The 13,632-nt window shown below is 43.9% G+C and carries 11 protein-coding genes; 9 read left to right on the top strand and 2 right to left on the bottom strand.

Annotated features, from left to right (window positions below):
• The first annotated feature begins 168 nt into the window (after nucleotides 1–168).
• The 3 genes from MUG84_RS17370 to MUG84_RS17360 all read left to right on the top strand — a co-directional run bounded on the left by MUG84_RS17370 (nucleotide 169) and on the right by MUG84_RS17360 (nucleotide 4,269).
• Nucleotides 169–1,623 (top strand): erythromycin esterase family protein, encoded by a 1,455-nt coding sequence (locus MUG84_RS17370; protein ID WP_244727016.1) that lies wholly within the window; start codon nucleotides 169–171, stop codon nucleotides 1,621–1,623.
• Nucleotides 1,624–1,703: 80 nt separating this feature from the next.
• The gene (locus MUG84_RS17365) at nucleotides 1,704–3,260 is read left to right on the top strand and encodes an ABC-F family ATP-binding cassette domain-containing protein (protein WP_244727014.1); all 1,557 of its coding nucleotides are present in this window, start codon (nucleotides 1,704–1,706) and stop codon (nucleotides 3,258–3,260) included.
• 115 nt (nucleotides 3,261–3,375) lie between these two features.
• Entirely contained in the window at nucleotides 3,376–4,269 is an 894-nt protein-coding gene (locus MUG84_RS17360) for an aminoglycoside phosphotransferase family protein (protein ID WP_244727012.1), read from the top strand.
• Nucleotides 4,270–4,501: 232 nt separating this feature from the next.
• On the opposite strand, the gene MUG84_RS17355 is transcribed toward MUG84_RS17360, so the two are convergent.
• A complete protein-coding gene (locus MUG84_RS17355) occupies nucleotides 4,502–4,672 on the bottom strand; it encodes a hypothetical protein (RefSeq protein ID WP_244727010.1) in 171 nt (56 codons plus the stop codon).
• A 254-nt stretch (nucleotides 4,673–4,926) separates the two neighbouring features.
• Here MUG84_RS17355 and MUG84_RS17350 point away from each other — a divergent pair, with 254 nt between their 5' ends.
• Nucleotides 4,927–5,295, top strand: a complete 369-nt coding sequence (locus MUG84_RS17350; RefSeq protein ID WP_244727008.1) for a hypothetical protein — start codon at nucleotides 4,927–4,929, stop codon at nucleotides 5,293–5,295.
• Between the two features lie 280 nt (nucleotides 5,296–5,575).
• On the opposite strand, the gene MUG84_RS17345 is transcribed toward MUG84_RS17350, so the two are convergent.
• Complete coding sequence (locus MUG84_RS17345) at nucleotides 5,576–6,658, bottom strand: hypothetical protein (RefSeq protein ID WP_244727006.1); 1,083 nt, start codon at nucleotides 6,656–6,658, stop codon at nucleotides 5,576–5,578.
• A 507-nt stretch (nucleotides 6,659–7,165) separates the two neighbouring features.
• On the opposite strand from MUG84_RS17345, the gene MUG84_RS17340 reads away from it, so the two are divergent.
• The 5 genes from MUG84_RS17340 to MUG84_RS17320 all read left to right on the top strand — a co-directional run bounded on the left by MUG84_RS17340 (nucleotide 7,166) and on the right by MUG84_RS17320 (nucleotide 13,631).
• Complete coding sequence (locus MUG84_RS17340) at nucleotides 7,166–8,968, top strand: cache domain-containing sensor histidine kinase (RefSeq protein ID WP_244727004.1); 1,803 nt, start codon at nucleotides 7,166–7,168, stop codon at nucleotides 8,966–8,968.
• A complete protein-coding gene (locus tag MUG84_RS17335) occupies nucleotides 8,946–10,463 on the top strand; it encodes a response regulator (RefSeq protein WP_244727001.1) in 1,518 nt (505 codons plus the stop codon). The genes MUG84_RS17340 and MUG84_RS17335 overlap by 23 nt, the downstream gene beginning before the upstream one ends.
• 84 nt (nucleotides 10,464–10,547) lie before the next feature.
• Complete coding sequence (locus MUG84_RS17330; RefSeq protein ID WP_244726999.1) at nucleotides 10,548–11,831, top strand: ABC transporter substrate-binding protein; 1,284 nt, start codon at nucleotides 10,548–10,550, stop codon at nucleotides 11,829–11,831.
• Between the two features lie 83 nt (nucleotides 11,832–11,914).
• Nucleotides 11,915–12,796, top strand: coding sequence for a carbohydrate ABC transporter permease (locus MUG84_RS17325; protein WP_244726997.1), 882 nt, complete (start codon nucleotides 11,915–11,917; stop codon nucleotides 12,794–12,796).
• A 1-nt stretch (nucleotide 12,797) separates the two neighbouring features.
• Nucleotides 12,798–13,631: a carbohydrate ABC transporter permease gene (locus tag MUG84_RS17320; protein ID WP_244726995.1), complete on the top strand. Its 834-nt coding sequence runs from the start codon at nucleotides 12,798–12,800 to the stop codon at nucleotides 13,629–13,631.
• Nucleotide 13,632: the final 1 nt, after the last annotated feature.

Genomic DNA, 13,632 nt, shown 5'->3' with positions numbered 1-13,632 from the left:
TCAATATAAGAATAGTTCTAGACGCGAGATCCATAAAAGAAGTGTTTAACGATCCGCAGCACAAGAAATTTTTAAACTGAATTTAAACGTAGAACTCCCGAATTTTAAAGTTCACCCGGTATGCTTGATTATGGAAGATCAACAAGACATACATGGAAGGTGAATTGAATGATAGGTTGGAGAAAAAAGCTTGCGGTGAGCGCAACCGCTTGTGCGATTGTATTCTCATCTGTATCAGGAGTTGTTGACGCAGCTTGCATGAGTGCCGTTGACGAAGTAGCGATGGCGAACCAAGGAAGCGTGATTCAGTGGAAGCAGTGGGTAAAGAAGAACGCAAAGCCTATTTCAAGTATAGTACCCGAATCGGCCGTCAAGGGGAGCGTGTCTTCAGATCAGTATGAAGATTTGCAGTTCCTTAAGCCCCTACTCAAGGACAAGGGGATGGTTAGTCTTGGAGAAGCATCGCATGGTGCGTCGGAATATAATTCAGCAAAAGTACGACTAGTACAGTTTTTGCATGAACAAATGGGGTATGATGTTCTGGCCTTTGAATCGAATTTGGGCGAGGCATCAGCTGCGTATGCTCAAGTTGGTCTAGATTCGCCGGAAGATACGATGAAGAAATCGATCTACGGCGTATGGCATGTGCAGGAAGTCCTACCGTTATTTGAATATATCGCGCAGCAGAGCAAGACGGAGCATCCGCTTATTTTGACGGGACTGGACGTGCAGGGCACATCTGAGCCGTTCATCGGATTCGTGGAGAAGTGGTTTTCAACCGTAGACAAGAGCAAATCGGTAGCATTCGGTCAGACGGAGCGTTGGTATTTGAAGGTGCACACCTATGACGACCTAGAACGCTTCAATCGCGAACAACCTCAGTTAATCAAGAAGTATCGGACGTTCCAACAATTCGTAAAAGAGAATAAAGCGGAGCTGCAGGATGTATATCCCGCTCATCCGGAGCTTGTCCCCGTCATCGAGCGTGTGCTGCAGAATCGAATCGATATGCTGGAATCGTATTGCATACATATGGTGAAGCTGTTTGCCGGGATTGAACCAGAGCGCCAAATGAAAGAAGCAAGTTATATTCGTGATCAACAAATGGCGAATAATGCAGCCTGGTTAGCTGAAGAGTTATATCCTGACAAGAAGATCATTGTGTGGGGCCATAACTACCATGTGCGGAAACATAACTCGACGATGATCACTGAGCACAATGGCTTTGACTACGATAATCATCCCTATCCGACGATGGGAGAGCTGCTACCTTTTTCACTTCGCAAAGACAATTATGTCATTGGCCTATATGCTTACCAAGGAAGCTCCAACAAGAGTAGCAAGGAGACCGAGCAAATCTCACAGCCTCACCAAGAAGGAAGCATTGAAGATTTATTGCATGCGGGCGGACATCCATACCAGTTCCTTGATTTGACACAGGCCAAGTTAGAACCGTCAACATCTTGGATGTTCACACCTCGAGTCGCCAAATCATGGGGAGTGCTGGAGGAAAATATGATTGTTCGTGATCAATATGATGGCTTGCTATTCATCGATACCATTCATCCATCTCAACGTTTGTCAAAAGTTCAACCACTTGATCCGATTTCTGGTGATTTGTAAAAAAGGACTTCTTTGTATTGGAATCATGGCTTTTTTATGCTTATAATAGATCGATAATAAATAGAAAAAGGTGTCCATATATGAGCATATTAAATGTTGAAAACTTAAGTCATGGTTTTGGAGATCGTGCCATCTTTAAGGATGTTTCTTTCCGACTTCTAAAAGGCGAACACATTGGATTGATCGGTGCCAACGGCGAAGGCAAGTCCACATTCATGAACATCGTTACGAATAAGCTGCAGCCAGATGAAGGAAAAGTGGAATGGTCCAAACGGGTACGCGTAGGTTACCTCGACCAGCATGCTGTTCTGACGAAAGGCATGACGATTCAAGACGTGCTTCGGAGCGCTTTTCAATATTTGTTCGATCTCGAGCAAGAAATGAATGACATGTATAACAAAATGGGGGAAGTCACCCCCGAAGAACTGGACAAGCTACTAGAAGAAGTTGGAACAATCCAAGATACACTGACGAGCCAGGATTTTTACATGATTGATGCAAAAGTACAAGAAACGGCCCGTGGACTTGGGATCACAGACATTGGGCTGGATCGTGACGTCAACGACCTGAGCGGAGGTCAGCGCACGAAAATTTTGCTGGCTAAGCTGCTGCTGGAAAAACCGGATATTCTGCTTCTGGATGAGCCTACCAACTATTTGGATGAACAGCATATTGAATGGCTGAAGCGGTATCTGCAGGAGTATGAGAATGCGTTTATCCTGATCTCGCACGACATTCCTTTCCTGAACAGCGTCATTAATTTGATCTATCACATGGAAAACCAAAAGCTGACGCGATATGTCGGCGATTACGATCAGTTCCAGCAGGTATACGAAATGAGAAAGCAGCAGTTGGAATCAGCTTATAACCGGCAGCAGCAAGAAATCGCCGACCTGAAGGATTTCGTCGCCCGTAATAAAGCCAGCGTAGCTACACGCAATATGGCGATGTCTAGACAGAAAAAGCTCGACAAAATGGATGTCATCGAACTGGCGAAAGAAAAACCGAAACCACAATTTAACTTTAAGGAAGCCAAGGCTTCTGGTAAGATGATTTTCGAAACCAAGGGACTCGTAATCGGCTATGATAGCCCGCTCTCCAGACCTCTTGATCTACAGATGGAACGTGGACAAAAAGTAGCGCTCGTCGGCGCGAACGGAATCGGGAAAACGACGCTGCTGCGCAGCATTCTGGGTGAAATCCCCGCTTTATCCGGTACGGTGGAGCTCGGTTACAACATGGATATCGGATATTTCGAGCAAGAAATGAAAGAGGGCAATTACAACACTTGTATCGAGGAGATCTGGGAAGCATTCCCTTCCTTTACCCAATTTGAAGTGCGAGCCGCGCTGGCCAAATGCGGACTTACCACCAAGCATATCGAGAGCAAAATCGCCGTGCTTAGCGGAGGGGAAAAGGCCAAAGTCCGTTTGTGTAAGCTTATTAACAGAGAAACCAATTTGCTTGTTCTTGACGAACCGACGAACCACTTGGACGTAGACGCGAAAGATGAGCTGAAGCGCGCTTTAAAAGCGTACAAGGGCAGCATCCTGATGATATCTCACGAACCTGAGTTTTATAATGATATCGCAACACATGTTTGGAACTGCGAGTCATGGACGACAAAAGTGTTCTAAGAGGCTGGTTGATACAGGAACACTATAATTAGAAAATGGCTGCCTTTAGTGGCAGCCTATTTAACATATATAAGCAAATTTTTATAAATCACTCATTTTTTGGAAGGGGCATTTCATGAATAAAATTAACGTCGATTTAGTTGTAAAATTAATAAGTGAACAATTTCCCGAATGGAATAACTTAGATATCAGACCTGTAAAAATTAGTGGGAATGATAATAGAACTTTTCATTTAGGTGAACAGATGAGTGTAAGGTTACCAAGTGCAGCATGTTATGTTCCTCAAGTGGAGAAAGAACTAAAATGGCTGCCCATACTAAACAAAGAACTTTCTTTACCCATTTCCACACCAATAGCTAAAGGGAATCCTAGCGGAGAATATCCATGGCCGTGGTCTATCAATAATTGGTTAGAAGGAGAGACCTTGTCTCATGAAAATATTAATGACATTAATCAATTCGCAAGAGACTTGGGAACGTTTTTAATTGAATTACAATCTATTGATGCCAGTGAAGGTCCTTTAGCAGGAGAGCATAATTTTTATAGAGGTGGAACCTTAGCTGTATACGATGAAGAGTCTAGAATTGCAATTGAGAATAATAAAGATACCTTTAGCGAACACTTGCTGAATGAAATATGGGAACTGGCATTAGATTCGAAATGGGAATTAGAACCTGTTTGGATTCATGGCGATATAGCACCAGGAAATATACTGGTTAAGGATGGAACACTTTCTGCAATCATTGATTTTGGAATATTGGGCGTAGGAGATCCTGCTTGTGATGCTGCTATGGCCTGGACATTTTTTGATGAAAATAGTAGAAAGCTATTCAAGAATGTTTTAAAAATGGATGAAGAAACCTGGAAGAGAGCAAGAGGATGGGCACTTTGGAAAGCTTTAATAACATACGATGGCAATAAAAATTCTAACCAGGAAATAGCAAAACAATCATATGATATTATTAATATAATATTAGATGATTATGAAACAGAGAAAAAACATTCATGATCAAAACCGGTTCCGAAGAATAATGGGCAGCCTTTCAAGAGGCTGTCCTATTTGTGCTGTGTCACTGATGGCGTCATCTTTAGGGTACGGCAAGCATATTTCAAAGCGAAGCTGTGACCTATTTGCTCCGGGATGCTCAATATTTGTTGTCCCCAAACTGTAAATTAATAACACCTTCAAGATAATGTAACCGCGTCGTTAGATATGGAAACAACCTTGGAGGTGTTTTTCACTACGATTTTTTATCATTCTCGGCAGAGCGGATCGCTTCCTCTTGCTCCGCTTTGATGATGGAGAAAAAACCGAATATATCCCCGATAACATTTAATGTTAGTCCAATTTTAGCTAATTCTATGGAAGACAAGTCCTCGATCTTAGAGGCATTTCTTTTGGGTTTGGCCACAACATCACCCCAAAAATCATTTTATTTCAACATATGTTAATGATGCTCTGAGAACTTATGTACACGCCTAATCGAAGGATGAAATAGGCAAGATCAAATGGCGTTTTCCAATCCGCTTAGAGGTAATGATTTAATATAGACCCGTTCATTCCTTCGCCAGAGTATGAAAAGGAGGGGAAGAGAGGAGATGAATGAAATATATGGTAATATGATAAAAAGAAGGAACATCGCTGAAAAAGGTGGTGATGGCGTCTGTGAACAGGGAAAGAATTCACAGGAAAAATAAAATGAAAATAGCCGTTTGGTTTGTTTTGGCCCTTTCGACCATTGCCCTGATTATGCTTATGGAAGTAAAGGAATACCCTCTTTCTGTACCGAAAGCAATTCTTGCCATAGAAACTGGAAATGCCAGTTTAGTCCCTCTCACATCTGATGCCAGTAAAATGGTAGGGAGACGCGGTCCATCCGAGAAACAACTCTCCGCATATCTTGGGCAACGAGGGTGGGAATATTCCGACACAAATGGTGACCTCATATTTTATAAAAAAGACGATGTTACTTTGAAAGTCCATTCATATTTCCGGAAAGGTTACTGGTGGTACGACCTCGATAAAGCTCCATGAGGAAATAATAGAAAGCAAATCAATAAGATACGATACCTGTTTAATAAACTTAGATGAAACAGAAAAATCGATCGAAGTAAACGATACTCCAGATTTATGGCTATTGTCCTGAGAACAAAGGAAAAATATGATCACATGACCAAGGAACCAGTTCAAACATTGAAGGAGATATTAAAATGATTAATACAAAAGACCGCCTCAAGGCGGTCTTTTTGCTACTTAAAATAAATGATGTCCTTGATGGTAAGGACCTATTTAAGTATGGTAAGCAGAAACCGGACTATTTTACATCACTGTTGGTAAAATAAAGCGTTTGCGGTCCAGCCGCACCACCGGTCAAGCTTAGTTCAGCTGCCACGGTTTTGCCCTTTTTGTTGACCGTAAACTCGGTAAATTTCCAGGCCTTCTGGTAATTCACGAATGGCGACTGCAGCAGATCCTTGCCCCAGCCGATCACATAGTGGCCCGCGCCTCCGGATGGGTTGTCGTACACTGAAATGACCCGCTTCACGTCCTCTTCGTTATTAATGTCCACGTTCAGGTGGTACATGACGCCGTAGTTCCCGTTGTTGATGACAGTACCGCCGTCCACCGCGTTCCAGCCTTCCTCATACTCGCCCGGCATGCTGTCGCTCCATGGGCCGGAGGCGGCCGAGGAGATACGAATCAGCGAATTGCCGCTAGATGTATTGTACTGTAGCGTACCGGTTCGGTCAGCATGTGGGAAGGTGCCTCGCACGTGCATATCTTTCGTCAGAATCGGCACGTCGAGCGGGCTTCCCGGCTGCTCTTTGTAGCCCAGTGTCGTTACCGTTACCGTGGCTTCCCGATGTCCCTTTTGCGTATAAGCAGTAAAATTGGCGATGCCGCTAGCGGTGTACGTATTTTCCGTGAGGGCGGTCAGATAATAACTTTCACCCGGCTGCAGGATCGCTTCTTTCTTCTGGGCCGCGTGATTACTCATAAAATCGGCCAGCGCATTCTGTCCTGCGACATCCGGATAGTAGTCCGTCGCAAGACCGATTCCCTCTGAAAACAACATGACAGGCTCGTCGGCTTCGTTGGTCACAGCCACCGCCACGGTCAGCGGTTCACCGGTCATATTTTGATGGTGCCAGAATACCCGGAACGATCCCGTCACCGTATCCCGGTAATAAGCGCCTTCCGTCTTCGGGGATTCCGGGGAGTCACTCAGAATCAAGGATCCACCGGTTCCCGTCAGTACTGGTTTGACCATCGGTACAGCGGGTTTCAGCGATTCGATCGGCACAAGCTCTGCTTCGTCAGCAAGCGCCGTGACCGATCCGGAAAGAAGTAGGGTGCCCAGCAGTCCAGTGTGTAGCAGCAATTTCGTTTTTTTCATGCTCATTCCCTCCTGAATTTTATTTGAATATCCTTCCAGGTGGCGATCATGTGATGTCATATTTGGATGGTTAAGACTTTCGCTGACATTTCACGTATTCCTTTTTTTCGTTCTGTGGCCAGAGGCTCATTTCTTAAAGTCAGTTCTGTGTTGAAGCCATCCTTCTTGAAAGTATCGGGACTTTCGGTCATTTCAACCAACATAGCTCTATTCAGCCTGATGCCTCTCTTTCCTGTATATCGCCGTCCTACTGTCCGCTCTCTCCCCGGTGATGTCGTTCGATGTCGTTCGGTACTTTGGACGCATAAAAAAAGAAACAAAAGTCCTAGAATGCTTTGGTTTCTCCAGACACAGACGTAACCTTAAGACTTCGTCGAATCCAGGTCCACATGATTGTTGCTGAATGTGCCGCACATTATGATTAGCTAATAGACGAAACAGTCCTCTAATCGTAGAATGGACATAATCTATGATTCAAATTCGCGCGTTATTGGGGGATGCACTGTGATGTCCTTTTTTTATCGGATGTTCATCAATGCTCGTATGGAGCGTAAGCTCGCTATCGTATTTATTATTTTCATCATATTGCCGATCTCAATCATCGGATATATCTCCTACAGTTACTATCCGAAGGTATTGGTCGATAACACGAGAACCTATGTAGTTCAGATCGGTACGGGAATTGTCAGTCAGATTGAATATGATGTGAAAGGAATGTCTGACCTAAGCAAAATGCCACTGTATATTCGCGAACTTCAAGACTTGCTAGAGCAAGGGGACAATGCATTAGACGTCAATAGGAAGATATCTTTTTACTTACAATTTATGAGTGAAATCAAAAATTCGGACTCGATATATTTGTTCAGTAATACGAAAGGGCGATACTACGAACACACCCGATTTTCAGGAGCAAGAAACGATTTGAATGAGAACTATGAGAAATGGAAGCAGATTGCGGAAGAGAGCTCCGGAAGCGCAACACTACTTCGTCCTAAACGAGTATCAGATGGTCAGAACAACCGATATGTCTACTCTGTTGTTCGAAGGCTAACGAGCGCTTATACAGACAAACCAATCGGATTCATATTAGTAGATGCGGGGATGGGGCTTATTGCTGGCAAGATAGAGGAGTTGAACAAGACGACGAAAGGGAATGCGCTCCTGATTGATGATCAAGGTTATGTAATCTATGCAGTTGATGAGAATATCATCGGTACGAATATACGGGAAGACAACCGGACCAGACCGGCATTAGAACATGGTCTTGAGAACTATATGACCGAATGGAATGGAGAACCGTCTCTCTGCGTAAGTGTGAGTTCACCTCAAACAGGGTGGAAGCTTCTTACTTTCGTCCCGCAGAATGTAATGATGAAAAAAGCGAACGAGATCCGGTATAACACGGTCTTGTCAATCGCGATCGTTATAATGACAGCGTTATCAATCTCAATTCTTGTCTCCCGTGCGCTTACAATTCCATTACGGAAAATCGTCGGATTGATGAAAAATGTTCAGAAGGGGATGCTCGATGTTCGCTATCCAGTGACCAGTTCTGATGAGGTAGGCATCGTAGGCGCTCAATTCAATAAGATGCTAGAGCGTATTCAAGCACTGATCACCGAGAATTATGAAATTACGTTGCATAAAAAGGATGTGGAAATGCGGGTGTTGCAGAGTCAAATCAATCCTCATTTTATGTATAACACATTAGAGACGATTCGTCTCACTGCAGAGCTAAATGATGATCATAAGGTATCCGAAATGTCGTATTTGCTGGGCAAGTTGCTGAGATACAGTATCAGCCACAGTATGGAGACGGTCACGCTGCAACAGGAGATTCAGTATTTGGAAACCTATATGGCATTGCAGAACTATCGTTTTAGTGGAAGGTTCCGCTTGGAACTAGACATCCCGGAAGAATGGAATGACTTGCGTTGCCCGAAGCTCATGCTTCAGCCAATCGCCGAGAACGCAATTTATCATGGACTGGAAGGTGTACGCGGTACTGGAATTATTGCAATCCACATTGAATCCAATCCGGAGTCTGTATATATTCATATTGCTGACAATGGGATTGGTATGAGCGTGTCTCAATTGGAGGGATTGATAAATCAGATGGAATCAGCAGCCATAAAGACTACCAACGATCGCGGAATTGGTCTGCGGAATGTGTATGAACGGATCAAACTTCATTATGGAAATAAGTCAGAGCTACTCATACATAGCGAACAAGGTCAGGGTACTTGTATAACAATTAGATTGCCTTTGAGACAGGAGATGGAAGCCGATGTTATCGATCATAATCGTTGATGATGAAGAGACGATTCGTCTTGGACTAGCTAAAGTGATTCACGAAATTGTACCGTTCAGTACGATTGCAGCATCTTGCTCCGATGGTGAAGAAGCGCTGGAATGGCTTGAGCATTGCAATGGGAAGGTCGATGTTATTGTGACGGATATTCGCATGCCGAATATGAACGGGATTGAGCTGGTAGAGGTAGTGAGAACCAATTATCCTCATATCCGGTGTATATTGCTCAGCGGCTTCAATGATTTTGAATATGCTCGGCAAGGTCTTCGGTTTGGGGTAAAGGATTATCTACTTAAACCATTCGACAAGGACGAATTGAAGCAACTGTTGACAGCGATAAACGAGGATTTGGTAGCAGATAAGGAAGAACTCGAACATATGAGACAGGGTCTTTATACACAAATGTTGGATGGCGATCCCTCTGCATTCGGGAAATATAATTATCGGCAAGATGATAAATTTGCATTAATCGCGGCGAAATTCTCTCATCCTGACTGCTGGGAGCCTTTCATGCATACATTCCACAGCAACAGTTACTTTGAAGCAGCATTGAAACGGGAGCCTTACGGGATCATCGTGCTTCGATATCCGAATACAATTACAAGTGCGCATGCGCTAGCAAATATAAAGTTGGCAGCTGACGCCGCTGTCGAGCGATTGTACAAATCGGGCCAAGGATTGGCGTTGGTTGGAGAAAGCGAGCTTCATTCAGGTCCATCTTCCATACATACTGCTTTCGTTGAAGCTAGAATTGCGTGCAACTATGGTCTTTATGGCAATGGGGGCTACATAGTCACGAGCACAAGGCATGTCAACTGCAGAAAGATGAAGGACTCTGAGGTGCATGGACTGATGAATCGGTTCGCGCAGGCATGCAGCAGTAAAGATACGGATTTGTCGGACGAGGTGATCCAGCATTTGTTCCGCGTGTTCAAGGAACACCGTGCCTCAATTGAACAGATGATGGCATGTGTAGATCGATTACAATATATTTTGGGGAAGGAAGTTCTCTTCAGTCCTGCTACCGGTCTGTGGAGCAAGGAGCTTGAGAAGCTTGGAAGCCTTCGGGAAATGGAGGCAAGCACAACCCGACTGGCTCATGAGGCGCTAAGAATTGAGGTTACAGATAAGGCCTCCAGTAAAGCGGCGGCAGTAGAACGAGTGAAACGATATGTCCATGAGAATTACCATACACCTATTTCCATGGAAGATGTCGCTCACGTTGTACATTTAAATGCCAATTATATTAGTCAATTGTTCAAGCAAGAGACAGGAGAAACATTTACTGAGTATGTAACACGGTTTCGTCTGAACCGGGCAAAATATTTGCTGAGAGAGCATCCTGAACTCTTAACTTACGAGGTGGGGAATCTGGTTGGATATCCTGAACAAGCCTATTTCAACAAGCTATTTAAGAAAGAAGTAGGGGTAACGCCAAATAAGTACAGGAATCTAAATGTCCAAGAAACCCTAAATAAAGAACAAGAAATCTAATTCTAACGCAAATTTGGAGCAGATCGTTTATATTACAATATTCCTGTAAGCGCTTAATTATATTTGTTTATTGGAGGGGCATCAATGAAGAAGTTTGGAAGGTCATCGATCATTGCCATACTCATGGCAGCTATAGTATCCGGTTGTGCTCAAGGAGGGACGCCTGACAACGGGGGCAAAAGCGAGCCCGCTGCTTCGCCTGAAGCTGTGTCTTCGGGACAGAACATAAAAGGGAAAATTACCATTGCGACGAATCGGACCGATCTGGTGAACACGAAATTCAAAGAGTATGGAGAAGCATTCAAGAAGAAATATCCTGAAGTGACAGAGGTTGAATTCGAAGCGCTCAAGGATTACAGCAATGTGATTAAGATTCGTGCAAGTGCGAATGAACTGCCGGATATCATAATGATTCCATCGCCACAAATTGCCGCCACGTCTTATCCGAATCTGTTCGAACCGCTAGATGATCTAGGCTTTAACGATAAAATCTATTTCAAAGACAACTACACCGTAGATGGCAAACTGTACGGAATTTCTGTCGGGGGTACAGCATCTGGCGTTGTGTATAACAAGAAGGCGTTTGAAGCGGCAGGAATCACTGAAGTTCCGCGAACATTGGATGCGTTTATGGATGCTTCCGAGAAGTTGAAGAGCAAAGGCATTATACCTCTTGCTACGAACTTTAAGGACAGCTGGGTTCTAGGGGAGTGGAGAACACTCGCTATGGCACTCTCGGGCGATGCCCAGTATTTGAACAACTGGAAGAACGACGATGCTCCGTTCAATGCAGATAAGCCGCTTGGTCAGACCACAGCGATCTTGAAGACGATGATTGATAAAGGATACGTAGAAGAAGATCTGATGTCTACGAATTGGGAAGCTTCCAAAAAAGATATCGCGTCCGGGAAAATAGCGATGTTCTTGCTCGGGAACTGGGTCGTTCCGCAAATTATTGAGAATGGCGCGAGCTCGCAGGACATCGGATTCTTCCCGATGCCCTATGGCAACAGCGGTAGTCTAACAACAGTTATTTCGCCGGGCATGCCTTGGGGTGTCAGCAAGAACAGCAAAAACATCGATACAGCCAAAGCCTTCGTGAAGTTTATGGTGGAAGATTCAGGATTTGATGATTTTGGCGGATATTTGCCGGTACTTAAAGATCGGGAGTCGAAAATGGAGCAGCTGAAAAATTTCATGGCGATGGGGCCGAAGGTAATCGAGAATCCGCCGCTTGATGCCGATTATTCTACAATTCTGAATAAAGCTCAATTTGATATCGGCACGTATATGCAAGAGGTTCTAACTGGAAATCAACAAGAAACGATCGACAAATACAATAAAAAATGGGCTGACGCAAAAAAATAGCCCCTACACGTACGAGTTCAAAAAGTCGGCGTTCATCTGCTGACTTTTTGAAAATCTCTTAGAAGGAGAAAGAGGGGAACCCTATGCTGAATCTTTCCTATCGAACGCAAAGGATGGTGTTGATCTGGGCTTTCTTATTCATTCCGATCACACTGCTGCTTTTATTCAGCTATTATCCCACTTTTGATTTGTTCCGTCTAAGCTTTATGGAGTGGGATGGATTGTCCTCGAGGGAATGGGCTGGATTGGATAACTATAAGAGGCTTATGAGTGACAAGGAGACTTTTCAAGTCTTAACTCATAATCTCGCCTATTTATTAGGAGGAATCCTTCAGAATATAGCAGCTTTGTTCTTTGCCATTCTCTTGAATGGATCGTTGAAGGGAAGAAATATTTTTAGAGTCTTACTGTTTCTGCCGTTCATTATGAATAGTGTTGCTACCGCTTATATGTTCGATTTTATGTATGATTACAAGAATGGCTCGATCAACCTGTTTTTAGATGCTGTCGGACTGGATTTTCTCGTATCCAGATGGCTTGGTGATGAGAATTTAGTCAACTTTTCACTCGCCTTTATCGGTATGTGGAAGTTTATGGGGATGAATATGATTATTTATTTAGGTGCGCTGCAATCTGTTCCTTCGGACATATATGAAGCGGCCAAGATTGACGGAGCGAATTCGTTCCAGAGCTTCCGGTACATTACGATGCCAAGCATTCGCAAAGTGATCGAGCTGAACCTGTTCTTGACTATGGTTGGTGCACTTGAAGCATTTGAATACCCGTTCATCCTGACTAAAGGAGGCCCTGGCGGAGCGAGCGAGACCTTCGTAACGAAGACGGTCAATACCGCCTTCAACTTCAACAATTACGGCCTTGCAGCTTCGATGAGCGTAGTTTTGCTTCTGATTGTCCTTCTGGTAATGTATTCGCAGAGCAAAGTGCTGAACAGGGGGCAGGATTAAGATGGGGAACATGAAAAAGATTTCAATTAGGTTCATTCAATACGCTTGCTTGCTGTTTGCTTCTTTCATCGTCCTGTTTCCTCCATACATTATGGTGATCAATGCATTTAAGGGTAATGAAGAATACGCGAAGACAAGCGTGTTCGATTGGCCGCAGAACTTTTTAAACTTCGAAAATTTCCGCGTCGTTTTCGAAGTTGGAGGATTAGGCAGGGCTTTCGGCAATACCGCCATATTAATTGTCGTTTCCGTAGCATTAAACGTTTTGCTGGGTACGATGATTGCTTATGTGCTCGGAAGGTTTGAGTTCCGGTTGAAGAAGGGGATTTTGGGAGCCTATGTGTTGGCCAAGATGATTCCGCTTATAACGGTGCAGGTCGCAACCTTTGGTTTAATTAAGTCTCTAGGGCTGTTCAATACATTCTACGCACCGATCCTGCTCTATGTTGGGGCGGATGTGATGCAAATCTATTTATACTTACAATTTATTCGCAATGTTCCTTATGAATTGGATGAGAGCGCTATGATCGAAGGAGCAACCTTGCTGCAAATTTATCGTAAAATTATTTTCCCGCTGCTGGCTCCTGCTACGGCTACGCTTGTGATCTTGAAGACAGCCAGCATATATAACGATATGTATACTCCGTTTCTCTATATGCCGTCACAGCATCTCGGAACGGTATCAACATCATTAATGCGATTCGTTGGCGAGAATAGTGCACAATGGAACGTACTTTGTGCAGCAATATTGATTATACTCATCCCTACCATTGTGCTGTATCTGTTTCTGCAACGATATATTTTCTCAGGTATAACAAGCGGAGCAGTGAAATAAG

The organism is Paenibacillus mangrovi, from assembly GCF_022898935.1.
GTDB lineage: Bacteria > Bacillota > Bacilli > Paenibacillales > Paenibacillaceae > Paenibacillus_AQ > Paenibacillus_AQ mangrovi.
This window is presented reverse-complemented; position numbering and strand designations above follow the sequence as displayed.